At 69.1% G+C, this 16526-nt stretch carries 13 protein-coding genes; 10 read left to right on the plus strand and 3 right to left on the minus strand.

Translation table 11 applies throughout. The features are described 5' to 3' along the window. The 3 genes from VLA96_09200 to VLA96_09210 all read left to right on the plus strand — a co-directional run. Positions 1-2993, plus strand: a 2993-nt coding sequence (locus VLA96_09200; protein ID HSE49368.1) for a hypothetical protein, incomplete at its 5' end; no start/stop codon positions are given. Positions 2994-3150: 157 nt separating this feature from the next. Beyond that, a complete protein-coding gene (locus VLA96_09205; GenBank protein HSE49369.1) occupies positions 3151-4809 on the plus strand; it encodes a SpoIIE family protein phosphatase in 1659 nt (552 codons plus the stop codon). 10 nt (positions 4810-4819) lie between these two features. Then, entirely contained in the window at positions 4820-5068 is a 249-nt protein-coding gene (locus VLA96_09210) for a hypothetical protein (GenBank protein ID HSE49370.1), read from the plus strand. Between the two features lie 58 nt (positions 5069-5126). Here the strand turns inward: VLA96_09210 and VLA96_09215 are convergent, their stop codons facing one another. After that, positions 5127-5675: a hypothetical protein gene (locus tag VLA96_09215; GenBank protein HSE49371.1), complete on the minus strand. Its 549-nt coding sequence runs from the start codon at positions 5673-5675 to the stop codon at positions 5127-5129. 50 nt (positions 5676-5725) lie between these two features. After that, entirely contained in the window at positions 5726-8374 is a 2649-nt protein-coding gene (locus tag VLA96_09220; GenBank protein HSE49372.1) for a protein kinase, read from the minus strand. A gap of 373 nt (positions 8375-8747) precedes the next feature. On the opposite strand from VLA96_09220, the gene VLA96_09225 reads away from it, so the two are divergent. From VLA96_09225 to VLA96_09255, 7 genes are all read left to right on the plus strand, one after another. Beyond that, positions 8748-8939, plus strand: a complete 192-nt coding sequence (locus VLA96_09225; GenBank protein HSE49373.1) for a hypothetical protein — start codon at positions 8748-8750, stop codon at positions 8937-8939. A 27-nt stretch (positions 8940-8966) separates the two neighbouring features. Continuing rightward, positions 8967-9161, plus strand: coding sequence for a hypothetical protein (locus VLA96_09230; protein HSE49374.1), 195 nt, complete (start codon positions 8967-8969; stop codon positions 9159-9161). A gap of 36 nt (positions 9162-9197) precedes the next feature. Further along, complete coding sequence (locus VLA96_09235) at positions 9198-10502, plus strand: SPFH domain-containing protein (protein ID HSE49375.1); 1305 nt, start codon at positions 9198-9200, stop codon at positions 10500-10502. A gap of 242 nt (positions 10503-10744) precedes the next feature. Further along, on the plus strand, positions 10745-11965 hold the full coding sequence (locus VLA96_09240; GenBank protein ID HSE49376.1) for a hypothetical protein: 1221 nt from the start codon (positions 10745-10747) through the stop codon (positions 11963-11965). Further along, positions 11931-13022 carry an ABC transporter substrate-binding protein gene (locus VLA96_09245; GenBank protein ID HSE49377.1) on the plus strand — a complete coding sequence of 364 codons (1092 nt, stop codon included), beginning with the start codon at positions 11931-11933 and terminating at the stop codon, positions 13020-13022. The genes VLA96_09240 and VLA96_09245 overlap by 35 nt, the downstream gene beginning before the upstream one ends. Then, positions 13019-14812 (plus strand): ATP-binding protein, encoded by a 1794-nt coding sequence (locus tag VLA96_09250; protein HSE49378.1) that lies wholly within the window; start codon positions 13019-13021, stop codon positions 14810-14812. The genes VLA96_09245 and VLA96_09250 overlap by 4 nt, the downstream gene beginning before the upstream one ends. Further along, positions 14809-16194 (plus strand): sigma-54 dependent transcriptional regulator, encoded by a 1386-nt coding sequence (locus VLA96_09255; GenBank protein ID HSE49379.1) that lies wholly within the window; start codon positions 14809-14811, stop codon positions 16192-16194. Before VLA96_09250 ends, VLA96_09255 begins: the two co-directional genes overlap by 4 nt. A 28-nt stretch (positions 16195-16222) precedes the next feature. Here the strand turns inward: VLA96_09255 and VLA96_09260 are convergent. Further along, a partial coding sequence (locus VLA96_09260) for a BBE domain-containing protein (GenBank protein ID HSE49380.1) occupies positions 16223-16526 on the minus strand: 304 nt, incomplete at its 5' end.

Genomic DNA, 16526 nt, shown 5'->3' on the forward strand with positions numbered 1-16526 from the left:
AGGTCACCGTCACCGCCGAGCAGCCCCTTGTCGAGACCACCTCGAACGTACTCGGCGGCACCGTCACCGCGGCCGAGATCCAATCGCTCCCGGTCAACGGCCGCGACTTCACCAAGCTGCTCGTCCTCGTGCCGGGCGCCACCGGCGACCCGTCCGGCGCCACCGACTCGCCCGGCTCGTTCGGCCTCTTCAGCGCGAACGGCAACCGCGGCCGGTCGAACAACTACCTGCTCGACGGGACCGACATGAACGACGGCTACCGCAACCTGCCGGCCATCAACGAAGCGGGCGTGTTCGGCACGCCGGCGACCATCCTGCCGCTCGATGCCCTGGCGGAGATCCCGGTGATGAACATGGTGGAGGCGGAATACGGCCGCAACGCGGGCGCCATCGTCAACATCGTGACCAAGTCGGGCACCAACACCTGGCACGGCTCGGCCTACGGCTACTTCCGCTCCGATGCGTTCGACGCGCGCAACTACTTCAATACCGCTGACCAGCCGCAGAATTCGTTCAGCAACAAGCAGTTCGGCGGCTCGCTGGGCGGCCCCATCGTCAAGGACAAGACGTTCTTCTTCACGTCGTATGAAGGACAGCGCGAGGAGGGCTCGCTCTCCAGCCTGGCGACCGTGCCGAGCCAGGCGCAGGTCGCGTTCTACGGCGGGCCGACCAACCCGGTGATCGCGGCGCTGCTGGCGATGGACCCCTGGGGGACGCTGCCGGCGACCGGCGCCGATAACTGCGTGGGGCTCGAGGACCCGCTGGCGGGCACGTGCTCGGCCAACATCACGTCGCCCATCCCGTTCGAGAACCGGGTGGACAGCCTGATCTTCAAGATCGACCAGCACCTGGGCAAGCACCTGCTGACCGGGCGCTACTTCTTCGGCGACAGCGACCAGCTCTTCCCGCTGGCGCTGCAGATGGGCGGGTCGGCGGGCCCGGTGCCCGGCTACAACACGGTGACGCCGACGACCGTGCACGTGCTCTCGCTCTCCTACACCCACGTCTGGACCCCGCGACTGCTGATGGAGATCCGCGGCGGCTGGAACCGGTTCAACGAAGACTTCCTGCCGGAAGACCAGGCCTTCGATCCGAACTCCATCGGACTGGCGACGGTCAGCGACCCGCGGGATTTCGGGCTGCCGCTGATGCGCGTGTCAGGATTCTCGCCGCTGGGCGCGAACGGTTCGACCCCGCGCGGCCGCATCGACCAGAACTATCAGCTCAACGGCAACTTCGCGTACTCCACCGGGCGCCACAACTGGAAGTGGGGGTATGAGTGGCGGCGCACGACCATCGAGCAATTCTTCGACGCGGGCTACCGCGGCGTGCTGGCGTTCGGCGCGCTGCCGGACTTCCTCAGCGGGACCATCACCAGCTTCAGCCGGCAGGCGCGCGGCGATTCCCTGCGCAACACCCACCAGAACAACCACGCGTTCTACTTCCAGGATTCCTGGAAGCTGCATCCCCGCTTCACGCTCAACTACGGCCTGCGCTGGGATTACTACGGCGTGATCGGCGAGGACAACGACCTGTGGAGCATCATCGACCCCTCGGTGCCGGGCGGCGGGCTGATGCCGACCTCCGAGCTGTATCCCAAGGACCTGAACAACTTCGCCCCGCGCCTGAGCTTCGCGTGGGACCTGTTCGGGAGCGGCAAGACGGTGGTGCGCGCGGGCTGGGGCGTGTACTACGACGCCTTCTCGCATGACTTCTTCATCGGGCAACTGCCGTGGAACTCGTTCAACCCCGGGCCGGCGTACAACAACGCGGGCGCCTCGCCGGTGCAGTTCGCCTTCATCTTCGGCGGCGACAACCCGGTCATCGCGCCGGGCGCAAACCCGTTCGAGGACCCGCTCGCGCCCAACCCTACCTTCTATTGCCCGGTGTACTTCCCCTGCGACGTGTTCACGGTGGACCAGAACATCCGCACGCCCTACGTGCAGAACTTCAACCTGAACATCGAGCAACAACTCGGGCCGAACGTGGCGCTGCAGGTGAGCTATGCCGGCTCGGCGGGGCGCAAGCTGTTCCGCTACCGCGACATCAACCAGGCGATCTACGACCCGATCGGCGACTCGCAGACCTTCCCGTTCCCCAACTTCGGGTACACGAACTCCTTCGAGTCCACGGCCAGCTCCAGCTACAACGGGCTGCAGGTGAGCCTCGCCGTGCAGAACTGGCACGGCTTGAACTCGCGCGTGAACTACACGTGGTCGCACTCCATCGACAACGCCTCGGACGGGCAGGACTACGTGGTGAACGCGACGCAGCCGGACAACAGCTTCAACCCCGGGCGCGAGCGCGCCAACTCCAACTTCGACACCCGCCACCGCTTCGTGTGGTACTCCACCTATGAGTTCCCGAAGACGCAGACCATGCCGTGGCTGCTCTCGGGCTGGGCGATCGACGGCGTGGTCACGCTCGCCAGCGGCCAGCCCTACAACGTCAACTGGCTCTTCGAAGACGACTACAACGGGACCTTCGAGTTCTTCGGGCGGCCCGACGTGGTCGGCGACCCGTACGCCGGGACCGGCGGGCTCAACCTGCTGAACCTGGGCGCGTTCGCCGTGCCGTGTACCTACGACAACGTGACGGGCACGTGCTTCGTCGACGGACTGGGCAACGGCGACCGTCACTTCGGGAACCTGGGGCGGAACGCCTTCGTCGGCCCGAACTACCACAACTTCGATTTCTCGGTCGTGAAGAACACGAAGTTGGGCGAGCGGGCGAACCTGCAACTGCGCGTCGACTTCTTCAACGTCCTGAACCATCCCAACTTCGCGAACCCGGTGCTGCCGAACTTCGGCATCGACTTCCTCGCGAACGGCGGCACGTTCGTGGATACCGGCACGCTCGGCGACAACATCGGCGAGTTGCGCGGCACGGGCTTCCTGCAGCCGACGGCGACGCCCGACGTCGGCATCGGGAACCCGTTCCTGGGCGGTGGCGGCTCGCGCAACATCCAGTTCGGCGTGAAGCTGTCGTTCTAGGAGGCTCGTTCTCTGTGGCCCGCCCTGCGGGGCGGGCCATTTTGCGCCCGCCGCACGTCCGCTTGTTGCATTCTTCAGCAATCGCGGATACGCTCGGCCCTTCAGGAAGCAGGGCGCGCGGTTTCCCCGCGCCGCCCCCTGGAAATGACGACGGCCCATGTCCGCCACTGGACCACTGCGCATTCCCACGCCCCGCACCACGTCCACCGAAGAGCTGCAACCGGTGCTGATGCTGCTGGACGGGACCGACCGGCGCTCGCTGGTGCTCGACCATTCGCCGTTCCGCATCGGGCGGAAATCGGACAACGACCTGGTGCTGCCGGATACGCGCGTCTCGCGCAACCACGCCGAGGTCATCCAGGAGAACGGCGCGCACTTCGTGGTCGACCTGGGCTCCAAGCACGGCACCTACGTCAACGGGGAGCGCGTGACCGGCAAGCACCAGCTGGTCCGCAACGACCGCATCGAGGTGGGCGCGCGCGACGGCGTCATCCTCGTGTTCGCGCCCACCAAGCCGCACTCCAGCTCGCGCGAGTTCCTGCGGCAGATCACGCAGGTGCCGAGCAACAAGACCAGTGACCTGGAAAAGCTGCGCGTGTTCCTGGAGGCGGCGCGCAAGCTGAACGCGACCTCCGTCCTCGACGACATCCTGCTGACGCTGATCGAGACCAGCCTGCGGCTCACGCAGGCGGAGCGCGGCTTCGTCTACCTGCTGGAGAAGGACGGCGAGCTGCGGCTGGCCGCCGGGCAGAACGCCAAGGGCGAAGAGCTGCTCGACGATTCTTCCATCTCGCGCTCGGTGGTGCGCGAGGCCGCGCGCTCGGGCGGCGAGTTCATGGTGAGCGATACGCTCGGGCACACCGCGGTGGGCCAGCGCGCCAGCGTGATCGCCAACGAGCTGCGCTCGATGGTGTGCATCCCGTTGCGCAAGCTCAAGCCGAGCGACGACGACGACGACCAGCGCGCGCCGGTGCTGGGCGTGCTGTACCTGGACAGCAAGGTGGTGGCGCACGACATGTCGACCACCAGCCACGACATCCTGCGGGCCATCGCGAGCGAGGCGGCGTCGCTGCTGGAGAACGCGCAGCTGGCGCAGGCGGAGGCGGCGGCGCGGCGCTACCAGCAGGAGCTGGTCATCGCCGCCGGCTTCCAGCAGCGGCTGATGTCGGTGCGCATCCCCGAGGTGGGCTGGGCGAAGATCGGGGCGCGCAACATCCCGTGCAGCGAGATCGGCGGCGACTTCTACGACGTGGTGCGCACGCCCGACGGCCTGGCGCTCATCGTCTGCGACGTCTGCGGCAAGGGCATGAGCGCGGCGCTGCTGGCCTCCATCCTGCAGGGCATGCTGTATTCCAACCTGAGCGCGGGCATGGCGCTGCGCGACATCGTGGCGCACGCCAACCGCTTCCTCTGCCAGCGCGACCTGAGCGAGCGCTACGCCACCATGGTCATCGTGAAGCTGGCCTCCGACGGGCGCGCCGAGTACATCGACTGCGGGCAGGTCAGCCCGCTGGTCGTCCACGGCGGCCAGGTGCTGCGGCCCGCCGTCGCCAACGTCCCGGTGGGGATGATCGAGAGCGCGCACTACGAGAGCGGCGCCTTCCAGCTCGCCCCCGGCGACCGCATGTTGCTGGTGACCGACGGCGTGACCGAGGCCGAGGACCGGAACTTCGAGTTCTTCGGCGAGGAGCGGCTGGAGAAGCTCGCGCTCGAGCGCCGCCCCATCGAGACGATCTTCGAGGCCATCCAGGAGCATCGCGAGCACCGCCCGCTGGCCGACGACGTGACGCTGCTCGAGCTGGAATATACCGGCTAAGGAGGACAGGATGAAGAAGATCCTCATCGCAGTCGCTCTCGTGCTGATCGTGCCCATCGTGCTCGGCAACGTCACGGCGCGGGTGCTGGAGGTGGTCAGCCCCGCCCCCGCGGCGCCCCTGATCGCCAACCTGAAGCACGTCCGGATGCAGACCCGGATCGCGCTCGGCGTGATCGGCGTGTACTACGCAGGAGTCGTCGTGGCGTGGCTCGTGCTGCGGAAGAAGAAGCAGAAGGCCGCGGCTGCGTCGGCGCCATAGCGAGCTGAGACGGAACGAAAAGGCGGGCGAGGCCGCCCGCCCCCCACGAGTCTTCTTCTTACGGGCCCGCGTCGATGATGATGTGCGGGTCGCTCTCCTGCGCGCCGCCCTTCTTCTTGTACTCCGTCAGGATCAGACGATACTTCCACCCGGGCTTGACGTTGGCGTCGAGTTCGCCGCTGTCCCAATCGTTCTTGTGCGGGTTCTTGGCATTGGGAAAGGGATTTTTCACGGTCGCGCCGGGGCAGGCTTCGATGGTGATCTGGAAGTCGTCGTTGTGGCCATTGCCCTGGACCACCCGGATCTTCTTGAACTTGCCGTTGCCGGGATTGCCCGTCATCTTGACGATGATGGCGTTCTCCGGGTTGAAGTGGGCGCAGGTGTGATCGTCGCCGGTCTCGGCGGCGATCTGGCCGGTGGTGAGCTTGCAGGCCTGGCCCTGCGGACCGTCCGGGCTGCAATTCGGGTTGCCGGCGACCTTGGGTGGCGGCGTGGGCGTCGGTGTCGGGCTGGGTGACGATGAAGGCGCTTCCTGCTTCCCGCAGCCTGCCACCAGCAGGAGCAACGCCGTAAGGATGGCGATCAGGAACCTGGTCGTTCGTGTCATCTGCTTCCTTCCTCCCTGGAGTTCAGAACAGCCTGGCCGGTGGCCTTGGATCAGAACTTCTGCTTCGGCTGCGGTCGAGCGAGCAGCGCCTGGAACCGCGGGTCGTTCCGCAAGCTGTCGAACTCGGGCGCGGCGCGCAGTTCGGCCGGCGAGTATCCGCGGGCAGCGGCGCGCTCCAGCATGGTCAGCGCCTGCCCGCGATCGCCCAGCTGGTTGTACACGATGGCGCCCTGGAATTGCGCTTCCGGGTCGTCGGGGCGGAGCTTGAACGCGGTGTTGAGGTGCGCGAGCGCATCGGCGCGCTCGCCGAGCATGGCGTGGTCGGTGGCCATGAGGATGTGGACGTCGGCGTCGTTGGGGTTCACCTTCAGGTCCTGGTCGCCGGCGGCGATGGCGCGGCGGTAGGCGCTCTCGGCGTCGGCGCGGCGCCCGGGCGCCCAATAGTAGGCGCGCGCCAGGTTGCCGAGCACGATGTACTGCTGGCTGCCGAGCGAGGCGCCCTGCTCGAACGCGGTGATGGCGGCCGGGTAGTTGCGCTGGTAAAGCTGGGCGGTGCCGAGGTTGGAGTAGGCGCTCCAGGTGGGGCGGATGCTGATGGCGCGCTGCAATGCCTCGATGGCCGCCGGGTAGTCCCCGGTGACGACGAGGGCGCCGCCGAGCGAGGACCAGGGCCGCGGCGAGTCGGGCGAGAGCTCGGTGGCGCGGCGCAGTTGCGCGATGGCGTCGGCGTAGCGCGCCTGCTGCGCGTAGAGGACGCCCAGGCGGTAGTAGCCGGCGTAGTACTGCGGACGCACCTGGATGGCCTTCTGCAATGTGCGCTCCGCTTCGTCCATGCGGCCGAGCAGCTTGTAGGCGTCGGCGAGATCGCGGAAGGCGTCGTCGCTGGTGGGCTCGTAGGTGGTGGCGAGGTCAAACTCGGCGGCGGCGTCCTTGTAGGCGCCGGTGCCCATCAGGACTTCGCCCAGGCAGATGTGGCCGACGGCGAGGCCGGGATCGAGTTCGAGCGAGCGCCGGCAATTCTGGTTCGCGCTCGTCACCCACTGGCGATCTTTGGTGGTGCGGTACTTCATCCAGTAGGACTGCCCGAGGCCGGCATAGGCGGCGGCGTAATCGCCATCGAGCTTCACCGCGCGGTTGAAGGCGTCGAGCGCGGCGTCGAGCCCTTCGGGCCGGTCGGGGTTCTGCAGGTAGCCGAGACCCTTGAGGTAGTCGTCGTAGGCTTCGCGCACGTCGGTGCCGTGGGCGCCCAGGTGCTCGCGCTCCTTCTCGTGGATCTCGAGCTCCAGCATGCGGACCGCGCCCTGCACCACCTGGTCCTCGAGCGCGAACGGGTCGCCGACGGGAACCGTGATGGTGTCGGAGCGGACGAGGCGCTTGGTGGCGGCGTCGACCAGCGAGTAGTTCACGCGCAAGGTGTCGCCCGCGCGCTGCAGGCTGCCTTCGATCACCAGGTTCACGCCCAGCTCGCGGCGGGCTTTCTCGGCGCTATCGATCTTGAGCGAATGGATCTCGCTGGGCGGCGCGACCTGGAGCTGGTGCGCGGCGGTGAGCGAGGTGAGCTTGGCGCTCAGGGTCTCGGTCAGGCCGTCGCCGTACGCCTGGTCCTCGGCGCGCTCGCCGATGGCGCGGAACGGCAGCACCGCCAGGTGCTTCTGCGGGATGCGCGAGACGCCGATCGGCTTGGGGCGCTTCCACACGAACAGCGGCGTGAAGATGGCCCCGGCGAGGATCGCGACCAGCGCCGCCGTCAGCAGGATGGCATTGCGGGTGCGCCGCTTGGCGGCGGGCTGCAGCACCAGGTCGGTCTGCGCCGCGCGCAGGTCCTTTGCCAGTTCGGCGGCCGAGGCATAGCGCCGCTCCGGCTCCTTCGCCAGCATGCGGCCGACGATCTTCTCGAGCGCGGCGGGGTAACGCGTCGGCGGCTTCGAGATGGAGGGCGCGTCGTCGTGCAGGATGCGCTGCACCGCGCCCAGCGGGTTCCCGGTCAGGAAAGGATGATGGCCGGCGAGCATCTCGTAGAAGGTGACGCCGAGCGCGAAGATGTCGGCGCGCGCGCTCGGCGGCTCGCCCAGGATGACCTCCGGCGACACGTAACCGGGCGTGCCGGCGATGCCGGCGCGCATGCCGGTCTGCGTGGGGTCCTCGCCCGCGGCCATGTGGCGCGCGATCCCGAAGTCGAGGATCTTGACCTGCGGCGCCGCGTCGCTCCCGGCCGAACCGGTCAGCATGATGTTCTCCGGCTTGATGTCGCAGTGGACGATGCCCTTCTCGTGCGCGGCGGCCAGGCCGTCGGCCGCCTGGATGGCGAGGCGGAAGAATTCCTCGATGGCCATCGGGCGCGAGGCGTCGCCGCCGTGCAGGCGCTCGCGCAGCGTCTGGCCCTCCACGTACTCCATCACGATCAGGTAGTCGCGCTGCTCTTCCAGCACGTCGTAGATGACGGCCACGTTGGGATGGTTGAGCGCGCTGGTGCGCTCCGCTTCCGCCTGCAGGCGGGAGCGCAGGCGCTCATCCTCGCGCTTCTGGATGGGCAGCCGCTTGATCGCGACCGGCCGTTTGAGGCGCGTGTCTTCCGCGCGGTACACCTCGCCCATGCCCCCCACGCCGATGCGGGCGACAAAGACGTAGCGCCCGGCGGCAGCGGTGGCAAGCTCGTCGGTGGGCAGGGACGTGACCGCTGTGGGCTTCTTCTCGTCCACGGCTGTACAAGGAGGCGCGAGCGTATCGTACCCCGCAAGCGGGCCGGTCGCCAGTGGTTAACCGCTCGCCGGAGCCTATTTCAGCGGCCGGAGCGGGCGAGTGTCGCACGCTGCGACCGCGGCTTTTCAGCGCATCCGTTGGCGGAGTCGCGCGCGCGATCGAGCAAGGCACGCGCCCCGCGCGGCCGGACCTTCGCTGCTGCGAACCAGTACGTCTCCATCCATTCGACCATGACACCAGGCCTCTCATGCCGGCGTGTCTACTTTGACACACTCGACCAATCCGACCCACGGCACCCCCGCTCATCCGGCTCCTAACTGACAGAAAACAAAGTATGTCAGGCGTGGTATGCGCCCTGCACTAGGTCAAGGCATGTGGCTCACGCTCATCGCCGCCATCACCACGGAGCCGCTGCCGGTAGAACCGGCGGCGATTCCCGACAGTTCGCTGGTGACTTACACCCTGTTCGGGTGCGTGGCGGCGATGGCGCTGTTCACCGCGGCCTACGCGTACGGCACGCGGCCGAAAGAGCATCGGCTGCGCGTGGTGCGCCGGCCGCGGTGAACCAGCACAACGGACGGAGGCAGGGACATGGATCAGATGGTGACGATGACGACGCTCTCGGCGGCGCTGGCGCTCTCAGTGGCGCTCGCGCTGCTGATCGAGGAGCTGGTGTTCGGCGGATTGTTCCGGCTGTTCTTCGGGGAGCGCCCGCCGCTGGACGCGCCGGTGGCGGTGAAGAAGGACGTGGACCTGGTGAACCGCGCGCGGCATTCGGGACTGTAGGAGATCGGCCGGCCGGAGCCGGCGCAGGAGGCGGTGATGTTGGCGTTGAAGTATTCGCTGTTCGTGTTCGCGCTCGGGCTGCTGCTGTACGCGGCCGGGCTGGTGCTGCTCGACCTCTACCGCCGGCTGCAGACGCGCGCCCTCCCGGAAGGCGGCGACGCCGCGCCGGCGGGGTCCGATGCGCTGCGCTGGCGCATGGCCGCGTTCGTCGCCGCGCTCGCGGCGCTTCCCTTTCTGCTGGCGTCGGCCATCACGGTGGTGCCGAGCGGGCAGGCGGGCGTCCGCGTCAGCCAGGTCTCCGGCGTGAAGAAAGGGACGCTCTATCCCGGCGCCCACCTGGTGACGCCGCTGGTGGATGAGGTCGTCACCTTCGACACGCGCGAGCGCGTCTTCACCACCGGGGAGGCGCTCGCGCCCGCGCAGAAGGGCGAGGTCGTCGAAGCGCGGCCGCAGGCGTTGACGGTGCAGTCGCTCGAAGGACTGCAGCTCGGACTCGCGGTCACGGTGCGCTACCGGCTCGATCCGGCGCGGTTGGACCACGTGCAAGCGGACCTGCCGCAGCCGGTCGAGCGCGAACTGGTGGCGCCCGTGATCGCGGGGACGTGGCGCGAGCTCACCCCCAACTACACCGTGCGCGAGATCTTCTCCAACAAGCGCGAGGAGGTGCGGCAGCGCGCCGCCGAGCTGATCCGCCGGCGGCTCGAGCCCGACGGCATCCTGGTGAAGGAGGTGATGCTGCGCGACGTCCAGCTGCCCCCGGAGTACGCCCGCGGCCTGGAGACCTTCCTGCTGAAGGAGCAGGAGAACGACCGCAAGGGCGTGGAGACGGAGATCGCCGCCAAGGAAGTGAAGCTCTCGGAGCTGCGGGCGGAGTCGCAAAAGGTGGCGCAGGTGAAATACGCCGAGGCGCAGGCGCAGGTGCGCGTGCTGCAGGCCAAGGCGGAGTCCGACGCCATGACCTACACGCTCCCGCTCAAGCAGAAGCAGATCGAGCAGTCGCGGCTGGAGGCCGAGGCCCACAAGGAAGCGACCGTCAAGAACGCTGAGGCGCAGGCCCAGGCCAAGGTCATCGACAGCAAGGCGGAGCAGGAGCGGCGCAACCTGCTGGCGCAGGCGGAGGCGAACCGCATCCGCGTGACGGCGGCGGCCGACGCCGAGCGCATGCAGAGCGAGGCTGCCGTGCTGAAGCAGAATCCGCTGCTCATCAACAAGATCGTCGCCGAGCGGCTGAGCGACAAGCTGCAGATCATGATGGTCCCGGCCGACGGCAAGTTCTTCTTCGCCAACGACGTGCTGCGCTCGATGAACGTGAACCACGTCGCCGATCCGAACGAGCACTAAGGAGGACGGGTGAGCGCGGAGCGAGCGCCGGATCGCGCGAGCGCAGCGCGAGGGGCGACGCAGCCGAGCTGAGCGCGCAGCGCGAGGCGAGTAGCGTTGCGGCGACCCTCGAAGAAACGAGTTTCGCCGGCAAATCCAACCGGCTGGCCTGTCCCGTCGCTACAGGTCCAGCCGGTGCCGGCGGAGAAAGACCCGCGGAGGAGCCGGTGAGAAGCGCAGCGTATAATCCGCGTCATCCCGCGATGCCCACGCTCCTGAACTGGCTCCGCCTCACCAGCCGCCGCTTCCCTGCGCTGGTGCTCTTGTTTTTGAGCGTGTGCGCGGCCGCGGCCGACTGGAGCCAGCCGGCACAGCAGCTCGCGCGCAAGATCAGCAACCAGACCGGGCCGGGCGCGGTCGCCATCAGCTTCAAGAACGCCTCCAGCCTGGGCGCCGGCGAGATGAGCGAGGCGCGCCGCGCGCTCGAGCAGTCGCTGCGCGCCGCGGGGCTGCGCTTCGTCCCGGCAGACCAGGCCGCCGCGCTCGTCAACGTCACGTTCTCCGAGAACGCGGCAGGCTACCTCTGGGTCGCGCAGATCCGCGCCGCCGCCGGCGAGGACAGCGTGGCCATGGTCACGGCGCCGCGGGCGAGCGCGCAGGTGGTGGCGCGGCCGAACGCCAGCGTCGTGGTGCGCAAGCAGCTGCTGTGGCTGCAGCCGGAGCCCATCCTCGACGTCGCCGCGCTCGGCGATTCCCACCTCGCGGTGCTGGGGACGGAGCGCGTCCTGCTGCTCAAGAAGAGCGGCGTGCGCTGGGAGCGCGAGCAGGAGCTGGGCATCGAGCACGCCAAGCCGTGGCCGCGCGACGTCCGCGGACGCCTGGCCCCGCGGCGCGAGCGCTTGTTCGACGTTTTTCTCCCTGGCGTGCTGTGCGCCAGCTCGGCGAAGTCGCCCATCACGCTGACGTGCCGCGCGAGCGACGAGCCGTGGCCGTTGACCGTGGGCGACCAGCCGCCGCAGTACGCCTTCTACGGCGCCCAGCGAAATTTTTTCAACGGCGGCATCCGCCCGGGATTCGGCGAGACGCGCGGCGTCGCGCCCTTCTTCTCCGCCGCCGGGCTGCCGCGCGGCAACTACACCCTGTGGCTCTTCGCCGGCGTGGACGGCAACCTGCGCGTGACCGACGGCGCCGGCGAGCGCGTGATCGGGCCGCGCGGCTGGGGGTCGGACGTAGCGGCGGTGATGAGCGGATGCGTCGGGCCGCAGGCGCTCATCACGGCGGCCGGCGATTCGCGCGTGCCGGATTCGGTGGTCGCGCTCGACGTGCCCGACCGCGAGCCGATGGCCGCGAGCCTGCCGCTGGAGTTCTCCGGGCCGGTGACCGCGCTGTGGAGCGCGGCCGATGGCGCGAGCGCCGTCGCGGTGTCTAAGGATCTGAAGACGGGACAATATGAGGCTTACTCGCTCACGCTGGCTTGTCAGTAGCGCGCTCCTCTTCGTCGCGCTGGCGGCGCGGGCGGAGACGCGCCCGCACTACGGCGGCACGCTGCGCATCGAGACGCAGCAGGCGATCACCGCGGTGCCCGCCGACGCGGACGGCGGCGCCAGCCCCCTGAGCCGGCAGATCGCGCGCTTGCTCTTCGACGACCAGCGCGGAGCGAAGGCCGGCAGCGGCCCCTTCAAGATCACCGAGTTCGTCGCGGGCAAGAAGCTGACGCTGACGGCGAACGACGACTTTCGGCAGGGCCGCCCGTATCTCGACTCCATCGAGATCCTGATGGGGCGCTCGCCGCGCGAGCAGCGCGTCGACTTCCAACTCGGCCGCGCCGACGTGATCGACGTGCCCGTCGACGGGCTGCGGCGCGCGGCGCAAGAGGGCGTGCCGGTGGTGGCGTCGGCGCCGATCGAGCTGGTGGCCATCGTCTTCAGCGCGAACGGCGCGGGCGGCGACAGCGAGAGTGGCGCGAAGGTGCGCGAGGCCATCTCGCTCTCCGCCGACCGCGCGGCCATCTTCAACGTGCTGACCGGACGGCAGGGCGAGCCCACGGCCGCGCTGGTGCCGAACTGGATCTCCGGCTACGGCTTCCTGTTCGACACCGGACAGAACACGACACGCGCGAAGCAGCTCGCGGTCGAGGCCGGGCGCGCGAAGCCGCTCACGCTGGCCTACGACCCGCAGGATGGGTTGGCGAAATCCATCGCGGAGCGCGTGTCGCTCGATGCGCGCGCGGCCGGGCTGGTGGTGCTGCCGAGCCCGGCGGTGGGCGCGCCCGATGCGCGGGTGGTTCGCATCCTGATTCCGTACGAGGATCCGCGCGACGTGCTCGCGTGGCTTCCCGCGATGCTGGGCGGAAAGGCACCGACGGCGCAGAGTCCCGAAGAGCAGTTCGCGGCCGAGAAGCGGTTGCGCGACGAGCTGCGCGTCGTGCCGCTGCTGCACCTGCCGGTGGCGAACGGCCTGGCGCCCCGCGTGAAGGACTGGAACCGGACGAAGTCGGGCGCGTGGTCGCTGGAGAGCGTCTGGCTGGAGCAGCGGCCGTGAAGTTCCGCCGGCGCCTGCTGCTGCTGATCACCCTCGTCATCTTCGTGGCGGTCGGCGGCGTGTCGGCGGTGGTGTGGTCGCTGGTGCGGCAGAGTTTCGCGCGCGCCGACCGCGAGCGCGCGGGCGCGCTGGTGGCGCAGTTCCAGCGCGAGTTCCAGCGGCGCGGCGACGAGGTCGCGCGCCGCGTCGAAGGCGTGGCGGCGAGCGAGAGCGTCGCGCGCATGGCGGTGGAGTTCGCGCGCACCGGCGACGCCTCGCTCTACGTCAACGAGGCGCAGGCGGCGGCGCGCACCCAGCAGCTCGACTTCCTCGAGTTCGTCACCGCCGACGGCGCCATCCTCTCGTCGGCGCAGTGGCCCGCGCGCTTCGGCTACAAGGAGCCCGCCGCCTCCGAAGTCGGGCGCGCGCCCTTCCTCAAGCGCGAAGAGCTGCCCGAAGGCTGGGCGCTGGGCCTGTTCGCGGTGCGCCAGGTCACGCTCGGCGAGAAGCCGCTGTACGTCGTCGGCGGGCAGCGCATCGACAGGGATTTCCTGGGGACGCTCGTGCTGCCGGCGGGCATTCGCGTGCTGCTGTACCCGCTGCCGCCGGAGAAGTTCGACGCCAAGGCGCTGACCGATGCGAACGGCCCGGTGACCAACGCGCAGCGGCTCGCGCCGCTCATCGCCCGCGTGCACTCCGAGAAGAAAGAAGCGACCGAGGTGGTGGCGTGGTCGGCGGACCCGGCGGAGAGCGAGACGGTGCACGCCATCCCGCTCACCGGCGCCGATAATCAGCCCCTCGGCGTGCTGCTGATCGGCACCTCGCGCAAGCCGTACGTCGAACTGGAGCGCCACATCGGCTCGGTGGCGATGCTCGCGGCGGGCGCCGGCATCGTGCTCGCCATCCTGGTGAGCGGCTGGGCGGCGGGACGCGTCACGCGCCCGGTGGAACAGGTAGCCGAGGCCGCGCGCGCAGTCGCCGCCGGGCGCTGGGAGACGCAGGTCGAGGTGACGTCGCGCGACGACGTCGGCGAGCTGGCGGAGAACTTCAATCGCATGACGCGCGAGCTGGTGGCGCAGCGCGACCGCGCGCTGCAAGCGGAGCGCGTGGCGGCGTGGCGCGAGCTGGCGCGGCGCCTGGCCCACGAGCTCAAGAATCCGCTCTTCCCCTTGCAGATCACCATCGAGAACCTGAAGCGCGCACGCCAGCTGTCGCCCGAGCAGTTCGACGAGGTCTTCCGCGAGAGCACGCAGACGCTGCTCGCCGAGCTCGGGAACCTGAAGGAGATCGTCGGACGCTTCAGCGATTTCTCGAAGATGCCGCAGCCCCACTTCCAGCCGACGGACGTGAACGACCTGGTGCGCCGCGCGGTGAAGATCTTCGAGCCGCAGTGGACGGCGGCAGGACGTCCGCAGATCGCGGGCCGCATGGAGCTGAACGACGCGCTGCCGCACATCGCCGCCGACCCCGAGCTGCTGCACCGCGCGGTGAGCAACCTCATCCTGAACGCGATGGACGCGATGCCGCAGGGCGGCACGCTGACCGTCCGGACCGGCGCGCGCGACGGCTCGGTGCTGATCGAGGTGTCCGACACCGGCAGCGGCCTGACGAAGGAAGAGTGCGAGCGCCTCTTCACTCCTTATTACACGTCGAAGCAGCACGGCACGGGTTTAGGATTGGCCATCGTGCAATCCGTAGTGACCGACCACAAAGGGCGGATCGCGGTCGAGTCCGCGCCGGGGAAAGGCAGCACGTTCCGCATCGAGCTGCCGGCGAGTACCGAGTACCGAGTGCCGAGTGCCGAGAGATGACTGCGCCGATCCGAGCACACTTACTCATCGTCGACGACGAGCCGAACACACTGGCCTCGCTGGCGCGGGCGTTCCGGCTGGCTGGGCACGAGGCCACGGTGTGCGACAACGCCGAGCGCGCGCTGGAACTCGCGAAAGCGCAGCCCTTCGACCTCATCTTCTCCGACGTCGTGATGCCGAAGCGCGACGGCCTGTGGCTGCTCGACGAGTTGAAGAAGCAGAGCGTCGCCGCGCCGGTGGTGATGATGAGCGGGCAGGCGCACATCGAGATGGCCGTGCAGGCCACCCGGCTGGGCGCGCTCGACTTCCTGGAAAAACCCATCACCAGCGAGAAGCTGCTGCTCACCATCGAGAACGTGCTGAAGCTGAAGCGGCTGACCGACGAGAACCGCTCGCTCAGGCAGCGGCTGGGGCGGCACGAGCTGGTCTTCGCCGGCGAGGTGATGGAGCGCGTGATGCAGCAGGTCGCAAGGGTCGGGCCCACCGAGACCCGCGTCTGCATCCTGGGCGAGACCGGCACCGGCAAGGAGCTGGTCGCGCGCACGCTGCACGAGAAGTCGCTGCGCGCGGGCGGGCCGTTCGTCGCGGTGAACTGCGCGGCGGTGCCGGCGGAGCTGATCGAGAGCGAGCTGTTCGGGCACGAGAAGGGCTCGTTCACCGGCGCGGCCGGGCGGCATCTCGGCAAGTTCGAGCAGGCGCAGCACGGCACGCTCTTCCTCGACGAGATCGGCGACATGCCGCTGGCCATGCAGGCCAAGCTGCTGCGCGTGCTGGAAGAAAAAGAGATCGAGCGCATCGGCGGCGAGAAGCCGGTGCCGGTGGACGTGCGCGTGATCGTCGCGACCCACCGGAACCTCGAAGAGCTGGTGCGCGCGAACCAGTTCCGCCAGGACTTGTTCCACCGCATCTACGTTTTTCCCATCATGCTGCCGCCGCTGCGCGAGCGCGCCGGCGATATCGCCGCGCTGGTGCAGCATCTGGCCGCGCAGCTCGCGGCGGCGAACGGCTGGAAGCCGGTGCCCTTCTCGCCCGAGGCCATCGAGGCGCTCAAGGAATACTCGTGGCCGGGGAACGTGCGCGAGCTGCGCAACGTGGTGGAGCGGCTGATGCTGCTGGCTTCCGACGGCGGCGTCTCCGCGGCCGACGCGCGCGCGGCGTTGCCGGCGCAGGTGCGCGGCGCGAGCGGCGCGGTCGTCACCGGCAGCGGTCCGCTGGCCGAGCGCGTGGCCGCGTTCGAGCGCGAGTGCATCCTCGCCGAACTGAAGCGCAACCACTTCAACGTGACCAGCACGGCGAAGTCGCTCGGCCTGGAACGCTCGCATCTCTACAAGAAAGCCGAGCAGCTGGGCGTGGACCTGAGCGCGGAGCGCCAGAAGCACTGAGAGGAGCGCCGGCGTCCCGCCGCCGCACTCACTTCCGCATAAACCCGTCCGCGCTCCACTCTTCCGACCCGACGCCGTTGTGCACGATGAACATCCCCTCCGGGTCGTACTTCTTCTTGGCGGCGAGCAGGCGAGGATAGTTCGCGCCCCAGTACGCGCGTCGCCAATCCTTCTCGAAGTAGTTGGCCTCGGAGACGTACGAGCCGCCGTCGGGCGCGACCTTGCGCAGCTCGGCCATCGAGCGCGCGATCCGCTCGCGGACACTGCGGCCGCGCGCTTCATCGGGTTCGTGGCCGGGGACGCCGGGATACGCGGGCTGCTGCGCGCCGCCG

Source organism: Terriglobales bacterium (assembly GCA_035457425.1).
GTDB lineage: Bacteria > Acidobacteriota > Terriglobia > Terriglobales > Acidobacteriaceae > JACPNR01.

Excerpts from the sequence above, each read along its gene's own strand:
- VLA96_09225 (HSE49373.1), top strand. The coding sequence starts at position 8,748 with ATGTGGCTCACGCTCATCGCCGCCATCACCACGGAGCCGCTGCCGGTA.
- VLA96_09240 (HSE49376.1), top strand. The coding sequence starts at position 10,745 with ATGCCCACGCTCCTGAACTGGCTCCGCCTCACCAGCCGCCGCTTCCCT.
- VLA96_09210 (HSE49370.1), top strand. The coding sequence starts at position 4,820 with ATGAAGAAGATCCTCATCGCAGTCGCTCTCGTGCTGATCGTGCCCATC.
- VLA96_09235 (HSE49375.1), top strand. The coding sequence starts at position 9,198 with ATGTTGGCGTTGAAGTATTCGCTGTTCGTGTTCGCGCTCGGGCTGCTG.
- VLA96_09205 (HSE49369.1), top strand. The coding sequence starts at position 3,151 with ATGTCCGCCACTGGACCACTGCGCATTCCCACGCCCCGCACCACGTCC.
- VLA96_09245 (HSE49377.1), top strand. The coding sequence starts at position 11,931 with ATGAGGCTTACTCGCTCACGCTGGCTTGTCAGTAGCGCGCTCCTCTTC.
- VLA96_09230 (HSE49374.1), top strand. The coding sequence starts at position 8,967 with ATGGATCAGATGGTGACGATGACGACGCTCTCGGCGGCGCTGGCGCTC.
- VLA96_09255 (HSE49379.1), top strand. The coding sequence starts at position 14,809 with ATGACTGCGCCGATCCGAGCACACTTACTCATCGTCGACGACGAGCCG.
- VLA96_09215 (HSE49371.1), bottom strand. The coding sequence starts at position 5,675 with ATGACACGAACGACCAGGTTCCTGATCGCCATCCTTACGGCGTTGCTC.